Origin of the sequence: Hyphobacterium sp., from assembly GCF_965229905.1 — a bacterium.
GTDB lineage: Bacteria > Pseudomonadota > Alphaproteobacteria > Caulobacterales > Maricaulaceae > Hyphobacterium.
Genome location: NZ_OZ245930.1, coordinates 1,304,562 through 1,323,559 on the forward strand (window position 1 = coordinate 1,304,562; position 18,998 = coordinate 1,323,559).

Sequence of the window (18,998 nt, forward strand, 5' to 3'; positions counted from 1 at the left end):
CAGGATATTTCGAGGCGTGACGCTGCCATACTTGTGGCATGTATCCGCGCGCTTCCCTGATCGCCCCGGTTTCCGCCACGCTCTGCCTGGCCTGCTCGCAGGCGGAGGTCGCGCCGCTTGAAACCGTGGAGTTGACCGAAATCTGGCGGACCGGCGGATTTGCGGCGCCGGAGAGCGTCCTGCCGGATCCCGTCACCGGGCTGCTCTTCGTTTCGAACGTCAATGGCGAAGGCGATGCGGCTGACGGTAGCGGATTCATCTCGCGGATGACACGCGCCGGCGAAGTCGAGACCCTGCAATGGGCCACCGGTCTGGACGCGCCGAAGGGCTTGGCACTTGTCGGCGACCGGCTCTACGTCACCGATATTGCAAGGATCGTCTGCATCGATCGCGGAACCGGCGAGATCGTCGAAAGCTGGCCCGCTCCCGGAGCGGGGTTTCTCAATGACGCCGTGGCCGGTCCGGACGGTCGTATCTACGCGTCCGATTCCGCCACCAGCCGGATCTATGTGCTCGAGAATGGCATGGTCCATGTCTGGGCCGAAGATACCGCCCTGTCCGCGATCAACGGCTTATGGCTGGAAGCGGACCGGATGCTGGCCGTCACGATGGACGGCCGCTTCGTGTCGATCTCGCTGGATGGTCAAACCGTCGAGGTGATTGGCGAGGGGCTGGGCAATGGCGATGCGCTCGCGCCCGACGGCCAGGGCGGTTATCTCTCCAGCGAGTGGCCGGGGCGTGTGTATCATCTCGCGCCCGATGGCTCTTTCACGGTGCTCGCCGACACCCGCGAGGCGGATATTTACATCAACGACTTCTATGTGTTGGATGACGTCGTCATCATTCCGCACTGGTCACCGGGCGAGGTCTCGGCCTGGCAGATCCGCTATAGCCACTGACACGCTGCGCTTTGGCCATGACGCCGCCGCATTTTGCAGGGCATTGTCGCGGCCATGATCAAGAGCCTTCTCATATCCATTGCGCTATTCGCACAAGACGCCGCGCCCGCCGGTGACGGCGATGCGGGCGGTGAAGCCGCGCCGGCTGGGATCCTCTCCGCCGACATGCCTGAAGCCGTCGCCTCGTTTGATTCCGAAGCAGCATTGGCCGGTGTGAATGCCTGGCTGAACGGGATTGAAACCTATCGCGCGCGGTTCGATCAGGTGGCGCCGGACGGGTCTGCCTCCGGCGGGACGCTTTCGATCCGCCGCCCGGGCCGGTTGCGTTTCGAATATGACGCGCCATCGCCCCTGCTGGTGGTCGCGGACGGCACAACCGTCGCGATGGAAGATTCGGCGCTGAACACGGTGGACCGGGTGCCCCTGCGCTCAACGCCGCTTTGGCTGATCCTGAAATCCGACATTGATCTGGCCGATGATGCACGGGTCACCAATGTGATGGTCGAAGACAACCGGCTGTATGTCGATGTCGAGGACCGCAATGACGAGATGGATGGCAGCGCACGCTTTGTCTTTCACCCGGAGACTTTCGCGCTGGAAGAATGGTTCGTCCGTGATTCGCTGGGCTATATCACGCGCGTGATCCTGTCCGATGTCGAGGCCGATATCCGCCTGGATCCGCGTCTTTTCGTGCTCGACGAACCTGAGGATGACCGCCGGAGCCGGCGCCAATAGGCTGAAACAGTTTGTTGCAATTTTCACACATCAAAATTGTTTCTCATTTTTCATTTGCGTTTTTTTCATCAGCGTGTCTTTAATGTAACGGCTGATTGGGGCGCCGGATCGGCGTCGTCCCCCCGCTGACGGATCTGCTGTCCCAATCACGCCGGAGTCCCCTCCCGGCGTATGCGCAAGAGTTTTGACGGCGCACAGCATGCGCCCGGCCGCACCCCCTCGCGGCCGGGCGTTTTTGCGTTTAACGGTCTGGTGATGCGATTGCGGCGAGATCGATCATCAAGAACCGCCCGGAGACCGCGATGCCCCTGTTTCAGCTCGTCCTGCTCGCTCTCGTTCAAGGCCTGACCGAATTCCTGCCCGTCTCGTCCTCGGCGCACCTGATCCTTGCGCCGATCGCGGCCGGTCTCGAAGATCAAAGCCCGTTGATCGATGTCATGGCGCATGTTGGCAGCCTGGTAGCGGTCCTGGTCTATTTCTGGCGCGATATTCTCGATGTCGCCAAGGGCAAGCTGGCCTGGCTGTCCGGGAAAATGACATCGGGCGGCCGCCTGGCCCTACTGGTCGGGATTGCCACGCCGCCGGTGATCATTGCCGCCGGAGCGCTCTATCTGACGGGAAATGCCGATCTCTTCCGATCGCCGCTGGTAATCGCGATTGCAACCCTGGTGTTTGCCATCCCGCTATGGGCCGCAGACCGGTTTGGCCGCAGGACCGAAACCTCTGAAACACTGGGCTATGGCGCTGCCTTCCTGATCGGGCTGGCCCAGGTGTTTGCGCTGATCCCCGGTGCCAGCCGGTCCGGGGTCACGATGACGGCGGGACGCGCCCTCGGTTTGACCCGTCAGGAAACGGCGCGCTTTTCCATGTTGATGGCAATCCCGGTGATCGCGGCTTTCGGGCTGGTGGCCGGGTTCGATCTGGCACGTGGAACCGAGGCGGGCGCCAGCCTCACCGACGGTCTGATCGTCGCCGCCCTGTCCTTTGTCTCCGCCTGGGCGGCGATTGCGGTGATGATGCGCTTTGTCGAACGCGTGGGCTTCCTGCCCTTCGTCATCTACCGCTTCGCTCTGGCGGGCCTGATTTTCTGGCTTCTGGTCTAGACGGCTATTTTCAAGCCGATTCGTGAAACTGGCCGTAGCGGCGGTAGCGCTCGAGATAGCTCGGCACGATCGATTCGACCGTCTCGGGTGTGACGCCGAGGTCGGCGATGCCCCGCATGTCGGGCGAGACCACATTGTCCTCACCCAGCAAGATCACCTGATCGCGGGTCAAGAACGGCTCGACGAAGGGAAAGGCGCCCGCCAGCTCGCCGGCGAAACCGAGCGCCGACATGGCAAACATCGGCACCGGCACGAGGAAGCGCGGCCGGTCGATGGTTTCGAGGATGAATTCCATCAGCTCGCGATAGGTATAAACGCGCGGGCCGCCGAGCTCGTAGATACCGGCAGCGGAACGATCGTCGATGGCATTGGCCACGCAGTCGGCGACATCGCCAACGAAAACCGGCTGCATCTTCATCTTTCCACCGCCCGGCAGTGGCAGGGCCGGGGCGAAACGGGCCATTCCGGCAAACCGGTTGAAAAACTCGTCCTCAGCCCCGAACACAATGGAGGGCCTCAGGATCACAGCGCCCGCGAAGGCCGTCGACACCGCCTCTTCGCCCTGGGCCTTGGTCTGGGCATAGCGCGAGAGCGAGTCCGGATCGGCACCGATCGCCGAGATCTGCACGAAGCGCTCTGCACCGGCTTCGGCTGCCGCTTCCGCGATATTCTGGGCGCCTTTGGCCTGCAGGCTGGCAAACTGCTGGCTGCCGCTTTCCGCGAGAATGCCGACGAGGTTGACCACGCCATGAGCACCCTCAACCGCCCGGCGGACCGATGCGGCATCGCGGACATTGGCCTGCATCAGCTCGACCTGGCCTACAACGCCCGTGACTTTCAGGTCGAGCGCGATGTGCGGACGGCGCGTGGCGACGCGGACCCGGTATCCTTTTTTCACCAGCGCGCGCACCACATAGCGGCCGACAAATCCGGACCCGCCAAACACCGTAATCATCTCGTCGCGAAGCATGTGTCCTCGTCTCCCGCGCAAGGGTGAATTTGAGCCCGCATAGATCAGAAATCAAACCGCCTGTCCATGCGGCGCTGCGTAGCTCATTCGCTTTCGACGCGAACCGACTCCTCTTGTCAGCCTGCGGCAGCTAGGCTTTCAATTAACCAAGACCGCAAATGGCGTATCGGGAGTGGAAGAGGGGATGACGGCAGAGGTCGCCTTGCTGAACAAGCAGGCCGTGGCGCTGGCTGCGGACTCCAAGGCTACGTTCGGCTCGGGCATGAGCATCAAGACCTATGACAGTGTCGACAAGCTGTTCGAACTGTCGCGCAGCCATCCCGTCGGCGTCATGATCTACGGCAATGCCGAGTTCATGCGGGTGCCCTGGGAAGTCATCATCAAGGAATTCCGCGAGCGGCATGGCGGCGAGGCCCATGCCACCATCGAAGGCTGGGGCGAGGCGTTTTTCGGCTTTGCCGGCCAGTTCGAGGACTTCTCCCTGCGCGACAGCGAGCTTGCGGTGTTCACCAAGACCGCGTCCTTTTTAAGGGCCATCGAAGCGAGCGCCCTGGTCAACCGCTCGCTGGAACCGCTGATCAGCGATGTCGAAGCGCGGACGGTGCATCCGGCGCTCGGCGACCTGACCGAAAACGAATTCCTGCGCAGCTTCCCGGATCTGCTGGAGCGCTACGATTCGCTGCTGCATTCGCGGATCGGCGATCGCATGACGCCGGATATCCGCCAGCAATTGCCGCGGCTTTTGCACCGTCTGGCGGTGGCCGATATCGAAACCGTCGCGCGCTCGGGCATCGTCATTGCCGGCTTCGGCGACAGCGAGACCTTTCCCGCGCTGATCAATCTGGAAACCGATGGCGTGATCGCCGGCCGGCTCGCCGTATCGCCGCGCTCCGACAGCCAGATCACGGTGGATCATCCGGCGGATGTTTTACCCTTTGCGGTGCGCAATGTGATGATCTCGATGGTGCACGGGGTCGACCCGTCCTTCCTCGATTATTCGCTGACCGTGTTCCGCGACCTGATCCGTGCCAATGGCGACCGGCTGATCAACCAGTTTGCCAAAAGCGACCAGGAGCGCTTACGGCTGGCGGCGGAGAACTCCGCCATGTCGGACGATTTCATCCGCGTCTTCCTCGATTATCTGCGCGATTATATCCAGGACATGCATCTCGGACCTTTTGCCTCGACGCTGCAGGGCATGCCGCCCGACGAGATGGCGTGGCTGGCCGAGTCGCTCGTGCATCTGACATCTGTTAAAATGCGCATGTCGCTTGGGCCGGAAGGCGTGGGCGGGCCGGTGGACACGGCCGTCATCACCAAGCGCGAAGGGTTCAAATGGGTGAAGCGGAAAGCGCCGATCGAGGCTTTGACCGGCCCCGGAGGCGGCAAGGGAGGCCTGGAATGAGACGTTATCGTCATCGCAAGCGCGACGAGGTGCAACGGCCCAGCGTGCCGGTCCGGCAGCCGCATGATGTGCCAAACGACGAGGCGCCGCCGGCGCTGTTCGACGGCGATGTGGCCTCGCAACGCCTGTTCAATCGCGCTGCGCTCGCCCAGATGGGCGATTATTCCGCCGTGATCCTGGCGTCGGATTCCCTGCGCCCGGCCTGGGCCGAGCCCGGCGATCTGGTGCATGTCCGGCGCGGCGCAGAGGATGCGCGCAACATTGTCGACACCGTTTCCGGCAAGAAACGCTGAAGCGCGAATTGACACGGGCGCGCGGTCTTCGTATGTCCCGCGCCCTGTTACCTGCCCAGGTGGCGGAATTGGTAGACGCGCCAGCTTCAGGTGCTGGTTTCCGTATGGAAGTGGAAGTTCGAGTCTTCTCCTGGGCACCATTTACCGACGCCCGCCTTCGGCGGGAAATTTGATCCGGGGGATCAAATTTGGTCGGTGAATACATCTCTTCCTTGTTATTCGGACCCCTCCGGGTCCTCATTCCTCGCTCACGCTGCGGGCGGGCGGTCGCCCTTGCCGAACCCGTTGGGTTCGGGCGATCTCGCTCCGCGAGCTTCGGATAGGCAAGCCATTCCCCAAGATTCGAGTGAAGGATGTCTCGCCGTAGCCTTGGCGGAGGCGGACTCTCGCATGTTTGCTTCGCAAGATTTTCGACGCGGGGATTTCGTAGACGGGTCTGGTATATGACGCCTAGGCCGTTTCTGCTGCGCGCTGCTTGCCGTCCTGCGCGAAGGGGCTGAGGCCGAGCCAATCCTGGGCGGTGCTTGCCAGACCTCTCTCACCTTCCATGAGTAATGCGCCTGACAGCCTTGCCTGGCGGATTGTGGTCCGTCCCATCCACACCGTCGTCATGGTTTCAACGTCAGAGGATATGAACAGATCGATCTCATATCCCGGCTCAACAGAGCACAGATCGACACCGTCGACAGGATCGATGATCAGCCACCATCGGTTCTCGGGCGGCGCCAGATCGACATAGGTGAACTCAACCACCTTCCGGGAGGCCGGCACCGGATCGAAGCGAATGTTCCGCCGCATGTCCCACATGAGCAAGGACACATCCAGATTTTGAAGCGCCAGGTCGAACTCGATCCACTTCTGACCCCAGAAACCGACGGCTTCGACAATCGGGCGGAGTTCGCGACCGGATTCCGTGAGTTGGTACTCGAAAACCCCTTTTTCCCGAGGCACGGCTCGACGAGTCAGAATGCCTGCCGATTCCAGAGACTTCAGTCGCTTCGACAGGAGTGCTGGCGACATTTTTGGCAGGCCGCGCCGCAACTCGTTAAAGCGGGTTGAACCTGCGACCAGTTCGCGAAGCAAGACCATGGTCCAACGCGCGCACAAAATTTCCGATGCCATCGATACCGGGCAGAACTGCTTGTAACCTGAAGTGACCATGTTCGCCGTCCTTGCCGATCATCCGAAGGACCATGATCAGATTGCCCGCTCAAAACGCCAGTACAAAAAATGAACTGCATGATTCATTCTCGGAACTAGTCGTCAGCCGCCATTGTTCGGAATTTTGGCTTCCGATGAAATGACAACCAACCGGAAGGCGCAAGACATGATCAACAAGTTGAAATTTTTCGCGGCGGTCCTGCCCATTGCCTTGTTGGGCGCAAAAACAGACGCGCTCATGGATGGCGAGGCTGAAGCTGAGGGCGAACAGCCACACTATCTGATCGCCACAGTCTCGGTGTCTGACTTTGATACCTATATGTCAGACTATGCATCCATTGCCATTCCGACCATTCTTGAGGCTGGCGGGGAAATCCTGGTGGCGTCTCGAGACGCGGTGAGTCTCGAACAGGAATCCCGCACGAACTGGACCGTTGTGGTACGGTTTCCGTCCGAGGCAGCCGCCAACCAATGGTATCAATCCGATGCGTATCAAGGCGTAGTCCCGGTGCGGCAGAGCGTGACCGACCCGTCTGCGACAGCGCTGATGTTTGCGCCGCAATTCCAGCCACCAGCTGACTGAGCCGGAAAAGGCAGGTTTGCGGGTATCGGTTCACTACACATTCGTGCCGGTCAATCCGGATTGTTGTCAGTGGTGAAGCGGCACCCCTTTCCTTCTTGCTTCGCATGATTTTCGACCCACCGGGTCGAAAATAGGTTTGGAATATAACTCCTGGGTCGTTTCCGCTTCGCACGGCCCGGGCGTCGGTGAGAACTGCTTGCGCTGCGGGCGGGCGGACGCCCTTGCCGAGCCCTCACGGGCTCGGATGCCATCGTCTTCACCCAAGCACCCGGCTTCCTCCGGTTTAACCGGCGGATCTCAGGCCAATTGAGCCCGATATCGAGATCCTCCGGTCCGCGCCAACGCGGCCGGAGGAAGGCGAACAACTTTACTATAAAGTCCCACCCCACCTCTGCCTCTATGGCTGCGGTAGAAAGAATCAATTGGGAAAAAATCCGTCGCAGGCGCACCCTGACGATCAAGGCCCGAAAGGCGGCCAAGATTTTAATGGGAGAAAGTTATGGACGGACATACAGGCGACAAACCGCGCGGCTGCCCGGTGATGCATGGCGGCAATACGGGCACGGGCAACCACCCCGCCAAATGGTGGCCGAACTCCCTCTATCTGGACATTCTTCACCAGCACGACGCCCGGTCGAACCCGATGGACCGCGGCTACAATCATCGCGAAGCCGTCAAGCAACTTGATTTCGAAGGCGTCTGGAAAGATGTCGAGGCACTGCTCACCGACAGCCAGCCGTGGTGGCCGGCCGATTGGGGTCATTATGGCGGCCTTTTCATCCGCCTGTCCTGGCACGCCGCCGGGTCCTACCGGCTCGGTGACGGGCGCGGCGGGGCGGGCAGCGGCAATATCCGCTTCGAACCGCTGAATTCCTGGCCGGACAATGCCAGCCTCGACAAGGCCCGCCGCCTGCTGTGGCCAGTCAAAAAGAAATACGGGAACGCGTTGAGCTGGGCCGATCTTCTGGTGCTGGCCGGCACCGTCGCCTACCAGAATATGGGCTTGAAGACCTTCGGTTTTGCCTTTGGCCGGGAGGACATCTGGGGTCCGGAAATCGATATCAATTGGGGCAATGATAGCGAGATCCTCGCGCCCACGGATGAGCGCGTGGCGGATCTGGACGATGCCAATTCCATGTATGATCCGCTCGCGGCCTCGCACATGGGCCTGATCTATGTGAATCCGGAGGGCGTGAACGGCACGCCGGATCCAGCCAAAACGGCTCTATTTGTGCGCATGACCTTCTCGCGCATGGCGATGGACGATGAGGAAACCGCGGCGCTGACCGTCGGCGGACACACGGTTGGCAAGGCGCACGGTTCCATTCCGGGTGCACATATCGGCGACGTTCCCACCGCCTCCGGCTATCAGCATGGCGGCTTTGGCTGGGAGAATGACAAGTTCGACGGTAATGCGAACACGGCGCACACGTCGGGCCTCGAGGGCGCCTGGACGTCCAGTCCGACGAAATGGGACAATGGCTATCTCGACATGCTGTTCAAGCATGAATGGGAAGTCACCAAGTCACGCGCCGGCGCCTGGCAGTGGGAGCCGGTCGACATCGCCGAAGAGGACATGGTTCCGGACGCGACCGATCCGTCGATCAAGCACAAGCCGATGATGACCGATGCCGACATGGCGATGAAGGTCGATCCGATCTATCGCGAAATCTGCGAGCGCTTCCACAAGGATCACGACTATCTGTCGGACACGTTCGCGCGCGCCTGGTTCAAGCTGACCCACCGCGACATGGGGCCGAAAGCCAATTATTACGGTCCGTTCGTGCCCAAGGAGGACCTGATCTGGCAGGATCCGGTGCCCGCAGGAAATACGGATTATGATGTGGATGCGGTGAAGGCGAAGATCGCGAAGAGCGGTCTCTCGGTCGCCGAGTTGGTCGCAACGGCCTGGGACAGCGCCCGCACCTATCGCAGCTCGGACAAGCGCGGCGGCGCGAATGGCGCGCGGATCCGGCTGGCCCCGCAGAAGGACTGGCCGGCCAACGAGCCGAAACGGCTGTCGAAAGTGCTGAGCGTGCTCGAGCCGATCGCCAAGGACAGCGGGGCCTCGGTCGCCGACGTCATCGTGCTGGCCGGCAATGTCGGGATCGAGAAAGCGATCCGGGCCGCCGGGCATGATGTGGCCGTTCCATTCTCCCCCGGGCGCGGCGACGCCGCCGATGACATGACCGATGGCGACAGCTTCTCCTCGATGGAGCCCTATGCCGACGGCTTCCGCAATTACCAGCGCGAAGCCTTCAGCGTCAGCCCGGAGGAATTACTGCTCGACCGGGCGCAGTTGCTCGGCCTGACCGGACCGGAAATGACCGTGCTGGTGGGCGGTCTGCGGGTGCTCGGTGCCAATCATGGCGGGGTGAAGCACGGCGTCTTCACCGCGCGCGAAGGCCAGCTGACGAGCGATTTCTTCCAGACCATCACCGACATGGCCTATCTCTGGGCGCCGGAGAAAGACGGCGTTCACGAGATCCGCGACCGGAAATCCGGCAAGGTCAAATACACCGCGACCCGTGCCGACCTGGTCTTCGGTTCGAACTCCATCCTGAGGGCCTACTGTGAAGTCTATGCATCGCATGGCAATGAGGAGAAATTCGTGCGCGACTTCGTCGCTGCCTGGACCAAGGTCATGGAGAATGACCGCTTCGATCTCGTGGCTTAAGCGGAATCCCTTGGGTGAGAACAGGACGCGGCGCCCGCCACCAGAAGCGTGAGGTGCCGCGTCTTTCCCGCCCGTTCGTAATGGACTAGGCTGACCGCGTGGGGCTTCACCGGACCTGATGTCAGGTCCGGGAAGGAGCACTGCCACGATCTATTCTCTTATTGCGGTCAGCCTGTTGATGGCTCAACCGTCCGATGGTGCGGATTTTTCGGCCGAGGAAGTCGCACTTGCCGAATTCTGGGAGCAAATGGGCCCGACACTGCGCGATGACGGCATCGAGGCCTATGTCGAGCGATACCACCCCGATTTCACGCACTGGAATCCGGCAACCGGTAGCCCGGTGAGCGACCGGGCATCAGCCGCCGCATATTGGTCGGCCTTTGTTGAAGCCGGGCATGTCATTACCTGCACCTTTGTCGATCCTGTGACGCTGACGATCGCCGGCGATACCGGGTTCGGCCGGCTTTATTACGAACAGACCAACCGCTATGCGGACGGCCGGGCCGAAACTCATGCCTTCCGTATGAGTATCGTCCTCTTGCGCGGGGAGTCAGGCTGGCAGGTGCGGGAAACCAGCATGATCCGGATTGATAATGCCGGAGCGGACGGCACCGCGTTCGCATTCCGGCACTGCCGGGGATAGCGGCGATCGTCCGGCGCCGCCGCGAGGGTGGATGGCGGCCGCAAATCTGGGGCAGCCTGTGTGAATCCGATTTCGTCTTGTGCGTTTTCGGAAGGCGGCGCACAAATCGGCCGTCCATTGATGTGAGCGGACTCATGACATCGCAATCGGCGCATCGCCGTGTTTCGCCCGTCGCCCGGGTCTGGCTGGCCGGACTCATCCTCGCTGCATGCTCGACGGCGCCGCGGCCGTACAGCCCGGTCCTTGCGCCGGACGGCTTGCAGCCCACGTCACCGGAATTCATTGCGGCCCTGGAGACCTGCCTCGCCGAGCTTCCCGAGGGCACGGCGGCCTTGCATGAAAGCCGGATCGCCAGTGCCGGGGTCGGAACCGCGGCTGGTTATGCGACCGGCGTCGTGCTTGTCGTGTCAACGCTCGATGCGGGATTGGCTACAACAGTGGCGGTCGCCGATACCGCGGTTATTGCCATGCCGATGGCCGGCCTTCTTGCTGCCGGCTATTATTCGCACCGGGTCCGCGCGCGCCGGGAACGGGCTATCCAGTCGCAACTCTCGGCCTGTCTCGCCCGGAACGGTTATGCTGTGGAAAGCTGGCAGCGGGTCGCGTAACCCGTTGCCAGCGGCCGGATCGTGCTGGCGCCTATTGATCGGATGCCGCCGTGGTGGCGGGCGTGAAGTCAAGCGTCACGGCGTCCGGCAGGAACAGGTCGTGGATCCAGTCACCCTCAACGCGGTACCAGACAGCTGATACGTTGTGCAGGCGTGTGCCGTCATGGCGCCCTGCCCAGACCGCGCGTTCGCCATTCGCCAGGGCATGCTCGGCGCGGAACGCAAGCCCTCCGGGCACAGGCCGGACGCGGTAGGCGCCGGCATCCCGCGTGCCGCGCGCCGTCCAGACCAGCAAGCCGTCGCGGAAGGACAGTGTGCCGGGCGCGCTGAAAAGGCCCGCCGGACCGCGTGCGCGCACATGACCGTCGACCGAGAGACCATCTAGCGCGGCCCCGGCCTCTGCCGGATCGCGCCACTCGCCCGACAGCGCGGACAGGTCGGGCGTTTCCGGGGGACGCACCTGGGCACAAGACGTGGCGGCGATCAAAACAGAAATGACGATAGTCGAATACTTCATATACTAATCATACCACGCCTCTATAATTGCTCAATGTTTATTTGATTCACAGCGTGAATAGTATTTACATTTTTCTATTTCGCTTGATGATTGAATGCCGGATTTCCTGAGCCCGTGAACCAGATGCGCACGTCGTCTTGCCCGCAAGCCGAAGCGCGCAGATGATCCGTTCTTGATCTTCGCTATGGCTTTCGCTCTCCGCCCCGCCTCTTCCGCCGATCTTGACGCGCTCACCGGGCTCGAAGCCCGCGCCTTCGCGCCTGCCGACCGGTTTCCGCGACGCAATCTGCGGCGCTTGCTGGCCTCGACAAGCGCATGGCTCGGTTTGTGCGAAAGCGCCGGGGCTGCGGCGGGCAGTGTCATTGTGCTGTTCCGCGAAGGCAGCCGGGTCGCCCGGCTCTATTCGCTGGCCGTCGATCCGGCTTTCGCCGGGCGGGGCGTGGGGCGCGCGCTGATATCGGCAGCCGCCGAAGAAGCGCGTCAGCGCGGCTGCCTTTGGATGCGCTTGGAAGTGCGGGCTTCGAATGTGCGCGCCGTCGCGCTTTATGAACGCAGCGGATTTCGCTTGCGTGACACCAAGAAAGACTATTACGCGGATGGCGAAGCGGCGCAGATCTATGAGCGCGCGCTCGAAGGAGATCCGGACTTGAAATGAGCGACTGGCTCGTCCTCGTCGAACGCCCGAATGATGTCGGGCAGGCCGACACGCCACACAAGCTTATGCGGATCCGCGATTATCTCACGCGGCCGCAATTGTTCGCCGGGCGGCGGCCGTCAATCTTCAATATCGCGCGCAGCTATGCGTATCAGTCGGAGGCTTATTACGCCTCGCTGCTGGCCGAAGCCCGGGGTCACCGGATCGCGCCCAGCGTCCAGACCATGGTCGAGCTGTCGCGCAAGTCGCTCTATGCGCATGCGCTTCCAGAACTGAACGCGGCGTTGCAACGCGATCTGACTGCCGGCGCCGGCGCCGAGCCGAATCTCGTGGTCGCTTTCGGTCAGTGCGAGCGGCCGGGTTTTTCGAAGTTTTCGAAACTGCTGTTCGACTGGTTCCGGGCGCCACTTCTGGAGGTCGTGCTCGATACCAAGAAGGCCGGCGAGATCGACAAAATCCGGCTCCTGCCGGTCCATGCGCTGAAAGCCGAGCGCCGCGATTTCGCGATGCAGGCGATGGCGGACTATACCCAGCGGCGATGGACGGCGCCCAAGGAACGCAAGATGCCGCGCTGGACGCTGGCCGTGCTCATCGATCCGAATGAGGGCCAGCCGCCGTCGGATCCGGCTTCGCTGAAACGACTGGCCAGCGTCGCGGCACGAGAAGGCGTCATCGTCGAGCCGATCTATCCCGGCGATCTCGCCAGCCTGGCGGAGTATGATGCGCTGTTCATCCGGGCCACGACATCGATCGACAATTTCACCTACCGCTTTGCGCGCCGCGCCGAACAGGAAGGCATGCCGGTGATCGACGATCCGGCGTCGATGATCCGGTGCACCAACAAGGTCTATCTTGCCGAACTGCTCGAGACGGCCGGATTGCCGGCACCGCGTACGGAAATCCTGGACCCGAAAACGCGGCTTGACGGCGTCCTCGATCGCCTGGGCAGCCCGGTGGTCCTGAAGGCGCCCGATGGATCGTTCAGCCGCTCGGTCCACAAGGCGGCAACGCTGGACGAGTTCAAGGCCACGGCGAAACGCCTGTTCGAGGATACGGCGCTCATCATCGCGCAGGAATACATGCCGACGCTGTATGACTGGCGCGTCGGCGTGCTGGGCGGCAAGGCGCTGTTCGCCTGCAAGTACAAGATGGCGCGCGGGCACTGGCAGATCATCAAGCGGGACGCGTCAGGCAAGGTGATCGAGGGCGGCTCGGAAACCCTGGCGGTCGATCAGGCCCCGGCGGCAGTCATCGAACTGGCAGAAGCCGCGGCCCGCCTGGTCGGAACCGGCCTATACGGTGTCGATATCAAGGAGAACGAGACCGGCGCATACGTGATCGAGATCAATGACAATCCGAATCTTGAGTCAGGCGTCGAAGGCGCCGTTCTAAAGGACGAGCTGTGGCGGGCCATCATCAACTGGTTCGCCGCGCGTCTCGAGGCGCGGATCGCCGCTGGTCAGTTGCCCAGCTAGCGTTCCCGCAGCCAGCGCATTGCCGCGTCAATGTCGGAAAAGAACTTCACGTCGATACCTTCATTGAAGGCGGCCGCCTCAATCAGCATGAAATGCTTGGTGAACATGTTTTCCGGCGCGCAATAGGCAAAGCGTGCGGTCTTGCCGCCAGCCCGGCCCAGGCGCCGGACCTCGTCGAGCACGTCGACCGGGGAGAATGTGGGCACGGAGTCGCCGACATCATACAGAATGCGCCGGCACCCCGCTTCGATATGTCCGATGATGCGGTTAGACGTCTGTTCGGCGAAAGCTAACGAGACGCTGCCGGTAAAGCGTGCAAGGAGGACGTCTCCCGCCTGGAGCTCAAGCACGACGCAACCATCGCTTTGCGGGTCTCGCGCAATCTCGGCCATGTCCCTACTTATAGCATGGTTTTTCCGGCTTTCGTGCCGCGGGGTCGAGCCGGGCTTTTGCGGAGCCGTCAGCTGTCGCTCTTCAACCAGTCGCGGGCCGCATCTTCGGAGGTTTTGAAGGCGACATTGATACCGGCATTAAAAGCCGCAGCCTCAATGAGCATGAAGTGCTTTCCGAAGAGGTTTTCAGGCGACACATAGGCAAACTTGGTGCCGCGCACCGGTCCAGCGAAAACCCTGTGAAATTCATCGACAACTTCAATCGGCGTGAACAGCGGATTGGCCTCCGCTACGCAAACCATGATGCGGCGCCTACCGGCCTTCACCTCTTCCGCGATCTTGTCGCTCGATTGGTGAAGCAGGTCGATATCGATATCTCCGACGAATCTCACCTTGACGATGCCGCCGGTCTCACGCTCGTACTCGACGCGCCCGGAAGCGCCTTGGTCGAGGGCGATCGAGCCCATGGCGGCAACCTTACCATGTTTTGACTGCGCCAGCATCGCAATTCGATGGCCGGTCCGGACAGAGAACTTGTTGGCGCTGACGGGTCAGGCTAGACCGCGCTTAGGCACAAGATGCAAGGGCGGCCCGATGAATGTTCACCTTCATACGCACGATTTGCCCCGCGGGGTGACTTTTGGCCCCTCGGTCGCGGTCGATACCGAGACGCTGGGCTTGTCACTGGTGCGCGACAGGCTGTGCCTTGTGCAATTATCCGCAGGCGATGGCGATGCGCACATCGTTCAGCTGGATCGCCAGACGTATGATTGCCCGAACCTGAAAGCGCTTCTCGCCGATGCAGGCGTTGAGAAAATCCTGCACTTCGCCCGGTTCGACGTGGCGATGATCAAAAAGCATCTGGGGATCACGCTGGCACCGGTATTCTGCACGAAAATCGCGTCAAAACTGACCCGCACCTATACCGACCGGCACGGGCTGAAAGACGTGACTCGCGAACTGCTCGGCATCGAATTGTCAAAACAACAGCAGAGTTCGGACTGGGGCGCAGATAATCTAAGCGAGGCGCAGCTCGAATATGCTGCATCGGACGTGCTTTATCTGCACAAGCTGCGCGACCAGCTCTCGGACCGGCTGACCCGCGAGGGCCGCACGGCCATGGCGCGCGCCTGCTTTGACTTTCTGACGACCCGCGCCGATCTCGATCTGCTGGGCTGGGACGAAACTGATATTTTCGCCCATTCCTGAACGCGCTGCCTTAAACTCGCCGCCTAAGACGTTCACGACCGAAATGCGATGACCGCCACGACCGCCCATAAATCTTCTTTCCAACCTGCGCCACATTCGGTGTGGGAGCCGCGGCGCGCGACCACGCTGGCCGCGGCGCGGAAGCGGACGCGCTTCGTGCGCCTGCTCCGCATGGCGCTGGTTGGTCTGGCTTCGGTCATCATCTTCCTGATGGCGGCGCAAATCCTGATTCGGTCGCTGGGCGGCGAGGCGCAGGAGGCGGTAACGGTCGGCGAAGATGCGCGGATGATCAATCCGCGGTTCACCGGGCGCGACGAAGCCGGAATGCCTTATGTGGTGACAGCCGACGCGGCGATCCGGCGGCGCGGAACCGAAGCGCGGCTGACCGAGCTGGAATCACCGCGGCTCGATTACGATCTGATCGCCGCCTACGAACAAGCCGACGGCGTGCTGGCCCGAACCGGCGTATTCGATGCCGATGCCCGCACGCTGGATCTGAATTCGGATGTCCAGTTCCGGACCCAATCCGGTTACGCGTTCGAAGCCGACCATGCGCGGATTTACCTGACCGATGAGCGGGTGGTCGGAAACAGCCCCGTGGAGGGCGAAGGGCCGCTCGGCACAATCCGTGCCGATTCGTATGAAGTACTGGACGGCGGCAACCGGGTCGTGTTCAGAGGGAATGTCCGGGCCACTATTTATAACGATGCCGCCAATGATGGAGATCAGCCATGATCACGCGCTTCCTGGTTTTCGCCGCACTGATGCTTGGCATGCCGGCTGCGGCCCTCGGCCAGATCGGCACTCAAGGCGGGCCTTTGGACATCACTGCCGAGCAAGGCCAGGTCTTCGATTCCGAGCGGCGCGCGGTGTTTATCGGCAATGTCGATGCCGCCCAGGGCGACGCCAATCTGCGATCTGACCGGCTGGAAGTGTTTTTTTCGGCGCGAACAGGACAGACCGGTGGCGTCGGGTCCGGCTGGCGGAATGTGAACCGCGTCGTCGCGAGCGGGAATGTCTTTTACGTCACGCCGGATGAAGTCGCCCGCGGTGAGCACGCCGTCTACGAGTTGACAACGGAAACCATCACCATGACCGGCGGGGTGACCCTGACGCGCGGCCGTGATGTGATCACCGGCTCCTGCATCATCGTCGATTTGGCAACGCGGAATTCACAGATCAATTCACCGGACTGCATGGAAGCCGCCGGTGAAGATGTCACCACGAGCGATAATGGCCGGGTGCGATTCATCGCCTTCCCGTCGGGCAATGATGAGGGTGAGGAAGACTCCGACGAACCCGCCGCCAGCGACGAGGACGCAGAAGGGTGAGTTACGCCGAAGATTTCCATTCCGGGCACCCGCTTGCTTCGGCCGCCCCGGCAAACGGTCTGGTTGTCGAAAATATCGGCAAGTCCTATCGCAAACGGCCAGTCGTCAAAGGGGTCTCGCTGCGCCTGAAACGCGGTGAGGTCGCCGGATTGCTCGGACCGAACGGCGCCGGCAAAACCACATGCTTCTACATGATCACCGGCCTCGTCGAGGCGGACTATGGCCGGATTCTCCTGGATGGCGAGGATATCACCCGCCTGCCCATGTATCAGCGCGCGCGGTTGGGCGTCGGTTACCTGCCGCAGGAAGCGTCGATCTTCCGGGGCATGTCGGTGAAAGACAACATCATGGCGGTCGCCGAGATCGTCGAGCCGGACAAGGCGGCGCGCAAGGAGACAGTTGCCCAATTGCTGGAGGAGTTGCGAATCTCGCATCTCGCCAATGCGGCGGCCCTTTCGCTTTCCGGCGGTGAAAGGCGGCGCGTGGAGATCGCGCGGGCGCTTGCCACGCGGCCCTCTTTCATGCTGCTCGACGAACCGTTCGCCGGAATCGATCCGCTGGCGATTACCGATATCCGCGACCTGATCCGCTTCTTGCGGGATCGCGGCATCGGGATCCTGATCACCGACCATAATGTCCGCGAAACCCTGGAGATCACCGACCGGGCGACGATCATCCACGAGGGCGAAGTTCTGTTTGAGGGCGCGCCGGCCGAGATACGCGCGGACCCCGACGTCCGCCGTGTTTATCTCGGTGAAAGTTTTGGCTGATTAACTCCACGCGACTCATCAGCGTGGAGGCACCCCTTGGCGGGACTTCATCAGAAACTGGAAATGCGGCAGGGCCAGTCCCTGGTTATGACGCCGCAATTGCAGCAGGCTATCAAGCTGCTGCAGCTCTCGAATATCGAGCTGTCCGCCTTTGTCGAGGAAGAGCTGGAACGCAATCCGCTGCTCGAGCGCGATGACCGCGAGAACGAGCCGGAGACCGTCGAGCTGAAAGAGGACGGCCAGCGCAAGGAGCTGGAGCTTGACGGTTCGTCGCATTCGGAAGCCCGCGACGCCGTCGATGCCGACAATGAAGCGCTGAACGTTTCCGATTCCAAGGCCGACCTGGCCGGAGCAGGTGACAGCAACAGCTGGACGGGCGCCAATCGCGGCGGTTCGTTCGAGGGCGGCGACTATGATGCGGCGGCCAACACGTCGCGCGAGAAATCTCTCGCCGAACACCTGCATGACCAATTGTCGCTGTCGGGGTCCAATCCGGTGCGGCGGATGATCGCCGCGCACCTTATCGATCTGGCTGATGATGACGGCTACATGCGGGCCGATCTGGCCGAGGTTGCCGCACGCCTGGGCGTGCCGCATGGCGATGTGGAAGCGGCGCTGAACGTGTTGCACAGCTTCGAGCCGGCCGGGATCATGGCGCGCGACCTGGCCGAATGCCTGGCCCTGCAACTGAAAGACCGGAACCGGCTGGACCCGGCGATGACCAAGCTTCTCGATCATCTCGACCGGCTCGCGAAGCACGATTATCCGGCGTTGCAGTCGATCTGCGAGGTCGATGCCGACGATCTCGACGAGATGATTGCGGAATTGCGCGCGCTAACGCCGAAGCCGGGCCTGGCTTATGGCGCGGACAATACCCGCGCGATCGAGCCCGACGTCTTTGTCCGCGAGAACCCCGACGGAAGCTGGCGCATTGAGCTCAACACCGACACGCTGCCGCGCGTGCTGGTCAACCAATCCTACGCTGCCGAAATCAGCGCCGTGGCGCGCAGCGAGAAGGACAGGACCTTCATCACCGAATGCGCCCAGAATGCGAGCTGGCTGGTGAAATCACTGGACCAGCGGGCCCGCACCATCCTGAAGGTCGCATCGGAAATTGTCCGGCAGCAAGACCTGTTCCTCGCCAAGGGCGTGGCGTTCTTGCGCCCGCTGAACCTCAAAACCGTGGCCGATGCGATCGACATGCACGAATCGACCGTCAGCCGGGTGACCTCCAACAAATATGTTGCGACGCCGCGCGGGCTGTTCGAGTTGAAATACTTTTTTACCTCGGCGATCCCTTCAGCCGGTGGGGGCGAAGCCCATTCGGCGGAAGCGGTCCGTTACCGGATCAAGGCGATGATCGACACCGAAACCGTCGATGATGTTCTCTCCGACGACGCCCTCGTCGAGCGCTTGCACCATGAGGGAATCGATATCGCCCGGAGGACGGTGGCGAAATATCGGGAGGCGATGAATATTCCGTCGTCGATCCAGCGCCGCCGTGTGCTGAAACGCGCCAGCTGAACGGTCCACAGTGGCGCAATTGACTTTTCGGAAACCGCGAATAGGTTC

At 61.9% G+C, this 18,998-nt stretch carries 21 protein-coding genes and 1 tRNA gene; 17 read left to right on the plus strand and 5 right to left on the minus strand.

Annotation, left to right across the window (positions count from 1 at the left end; genetic code table 11):
• Window positions 1-38: 38 nt before the first annotated feature.
• The 3 genes from ACO08C_RS06565 (at window position 39) to ACO08C_RS06575 (ending at window position 2,737) form a co-directional block, all read left to right on the plus strand.
• Window positions 39-899 (plus strand): SMP-30/gluconolactonase/LRE family protein, encoded by an 861-nt coding sequence (locus ACO08C_RS06565; RefSeq protein WP_421788483.1) that lies wholly within the window; start codon window positions 39-41, stop codon window positions 897-899.
• A gap of 54 nt (window positions 900-953) precedes the next feature.
• Window positions 954-1,634: a LolA family protein gene (locus tag ACO08C_RS06570; protein WP_421788484.1), complete on the plus strand. Its 681-nt coding sequence runs from the start codon at window positions 954-956 to the stop codon at window positions 1,632-1,634.
• A gap of 302 nt (window positions 1,635-1,936) precedes the next feature.
• Window positions 1,937-2,737, plus strand: coding sequence for an undecaprenyl-diphosphate phosphatase (locus tag ACO08C_RS06575; protein ID WP_421788485.1), 801 nt, complete (start codon window positions 1,937-1,939; stop codon window positions 2,735-2,737).
• 10 nt (window positions 2,738-2,747) lie between these two features.
• Here ACO08C_RS06575 and ACO08C_RS06580 read toward each other — a convergent pair whose 3' ends face one another.
• Entirely contained in the window at window positions 2,748-3,707 is a 960-nt protein-coding gene (locus ACO08C_RS06580; protein ID WP_421788486.1) for a complex I NDUFA9 subunit family protein, read from the minus strand.
• A 184-nt stretch (window positions 3,708-3,891) separates the two neighbouring features.
• Between ACO08C_RS06580 and ACO08C_RS06585 the strand changes: the two genes are divergently transcribed.
• The 3 genes from ACO08C_RS06585 to ACO08C_RS06595 all read left to right on the plus strand — a co-directional run bounded on the left by ACO08C_RS06585 (window position 3,892) and on the right by ACO08C_RS06595 (window position 5,545).
• Window positions 3,892-5,112, plus strand: coding sequence for a hypothetical protein (locus ACO08C_RS06585; RefSeq protein WP_421788487.1), 1,221 nt, complete (start codon window positions 3,892-3,894; stop codon window positions 5,110-5,112).
• Window positions 5,109-5,405, plus strand: coding sequence for a hypothetical protein (locus ACO08C_RS06590; protein WP_421788488.1), 297 nt, complete (start codon window positions 5,109-5,111; stop codon window positions 5,403-5,405). Before ACO08C_RS06585 ends, ACO08C_RS06590 begins: the two co-directional genes overlap by 4 nt.
• Window positions 5,406-5,458: 53 nt before the next feature.
• Window positions 5,459-5,545 (plus strand) — tRNA-Leu (locus ACO08C_RS06595).
• Window positions 5,546-5,855: 310 nt separating this feature from the next.
• Here ACO08C_RS06595 and ACO08C_RS06600 read toward each other — a convergent pair.
• Window positions 5,856-6,566 carry a winged helix-turn-helix transcriptional regulator gene (locus tag ACO08C_RS06600; protein ID WP_421788489.1) on the minus strand — a complete coding sequence of 237 codons (711 nt, stop codon included), beginning with the start codon at window positions 6,564-6,566 and terminating at the stop codon, window positions 5,856-5,858.
• 166 nt (window positions 6,567-6,732) lie between these two features.
• Here ACO08C_RS06600 and ACO08C_RS06605 point away from each other — a divergent pair, with 166 nt between their 5' ends.
• The 4 genes from ACO08C_RS06605 to ACO08C_RS06620 all read left to right on the plus strand — a co-directional run bounded on the left by ACO08C_RS06605 (window position 6,733) and on the right by ACO08C_RS06620 (window position 11,077).
• Window positions 6,733-7,149, plus strand: coding sequence for a DUF1330 domain-containing protein (locus ACO08C_RS06605; RefSeq protein WP_421788490.1), 417 nt, complete (start codon window positions 6,733-6,735; stop codon window positions 7,147-7,149).
• Window positions 7,150-7,648: 499 nt separating this feature from the next.
• Window positions 7,649-9,826 carry a catalase/peroxidase HPI gene (gene katG, locus ACO08C_RS06610; RefSeq protein ID WP_421788491.1) on the plus strand — a complete coding sequence of 726 codons (2,178 nt, stop codon included), beginning with the start codon at window positions 7,649-7,651 and terminating at the stop codon, window positions 9,824-9,826.
• Window positions 9,827-10,004: 178 nt separating this feature from the next.
• A complete protein-coding gene (locus ACO08C_RS06615) occupies window positions 10,005-10,469 on the plus strand; it encodes a YybH family protein (protein ID WP_421788492.1) in 465 nt (154 codons plus the stop codon).
• Between the two features lie 134 nt (window positions 10,470-10,603).
• Window positions 10,604-11,077, plus strand: a complete 474-nt coding sequence (locus tag ACO08C_RS06620; RefSeq protein WP_421788493.1) for a hypothetical protein — start codon at window positions 10,604-10,606, stop codon at window positions 11,075-11,077.
• 31 nt (window positions 11,078-11,108) lie between these two features.
• On the opposite strand, the gene ACO08C_RS06625 is transcribed toward ACO08C_RS06620, so the two are convergent.
• Window positions 11,109-11,594, minus strand: a complete 486-nt coding sequence (locus tag ACO08C_RS06625) for a hypothetical protein (RefSeq protein ID WP_421788494.1) — start codon at window positions 11,592-11,594, stop codon at window positions 11,109-11,111.
• 184 nt (window positions 11,595-11,778) lie between these two features.
• On the opposite strand from ACO08C_RS06625, the gene ACO08C_RS06630 reads away from it, so the two are divergent.
• The gene (locus tag ACO08C_RS06630) at window positions 11,779-12,249 is read left to right on the plus strand and encodes a GNAT family N-acetyltransferase (RefSeq protein WP_421788495.1); all 471 of its coding nucleotides are present in this window, start codon (window positions 11,779-11,781) and stop codon (window positions 12,247-12,249) included.
• Entirely contained in the window at window positions 12,246-13,724 is a 1,479-nt protein-coding gene (locus tag ACO08C_RS06635; RefSeq protein WP_421788496.1) for a RimK family protein, read from the plus strand. The genes ACO08C_RS06630 and ACO08C_RS06635 overlap by 4 nt, the downstream gene beginning before the upstream one ends.
• Here ACO08C_RS06635 and ACO08C_RS06640 read toward each other — a convergent pair.
• The gene (locus ACO08C_RS06640) at window positions 13,721-14,116 is read right to left on the minus strand and encodes a hypothetical protein (protein ID WP_421788497.1); all 396 of its coding nucleotides are present in this window, start codon (window positions 14,114-14,116) and stop codon (window positions 13,721-13,723) included. The two genes, ACO08C_RS06635 and ACO08C_RS06640, sit on opposite strands and share 4 nt — an antisense overlap.
• A gap of 68 nt (window positions 14,117-14,184) precedes the next feature.
• Window positions 14,185-14,583, minus strand: coding sequence for a hypothetical protein (locus tag ACO08C_RS06645; RefSeq protein ID WP_421788498.1), 399 nt, complete (start codon window positions 14,581-14,583; stop codon window positions 14,185-14,187).
• A gap of 127 nt (window positions 14,584-14,710) precedes the next feature.
• On the opposite strand from ACO08C_RS06645, the gene ACO08C_RS06650 reads away from it, so the two are divergent.
• The 5 genes from ACO08C_RS06650 to rpoN all read left to right on the plus strand — a co-directional run bounded on the left by ACO08C_RS06650 (window position 14,711) and on the right by rpoN (window position 18,950).
• Entirely contained in the window at window positions 14,711-15,325 is a 615-nt protein-coding gene (locus ACO08C_RS06650; protein WP_421788499.1) for a ribonuclease D, read from the plus strand.
• 156 nt (window positions 15,326-15,481) lie between these two features.
• The gene (gene lptC / locus ACO08C_RS06655) at window positions 15,482-16,060 is read left to right on the plus strand and encodes an LPS export ABC transporter periplasmic protein LptC (protein WP_421788500.1); all 579 of its coding nucleotides are present in this window, start codon (window positions 15,482-15,484) and stop codon (window positions 16,058-16,060) included.
• On the plus strand, window positions 16,057-16,656 hold the full coding sequence (locus tag ACO08C_RS06660) for an LptA/OstA family protein (protein ID WP_421788501.1): 600 nt from the start codon (window positions 16,057-16,059) through the stop codon (window positions 16,654-16,656). Before lptC ends, ACO08C_RS06660 begins: the two co-directional genes overlap by 4 nt.
• Window positions 16,653-17,426, plus strand: coding sequence for an LPS export ABC transporter ATP-binding protein (gene lptB / locus ACO08C_RS06665; protein WP_421788502.1), 774 nt, complete (start codon window positions 16,653-16,655; stop codon window positions 17,424-17,426). Before ACO08C_RS06660 ends, lptB begins: the two co-directional genes overlap by 4 nt.
• A 63-nt stretch (window positions 17,427-17,489) precedes the next feature.
• The gene (gene rpoN, locus ACO08C_RS06670; RefSeq protein ID WP_421788661.1) at window positions 17,490-18,950 is read left to right on the plus strand and encodes an RNA polymerase factor sigma-54; all 1,461 of its coding nucleotides are present in this window, start codon (window positions 17,490-17,492) and stop codon (window positions 18,948-18,950) included.
• Window positions 18,951-18,998 lie beyond the last annotated feature (48 nt).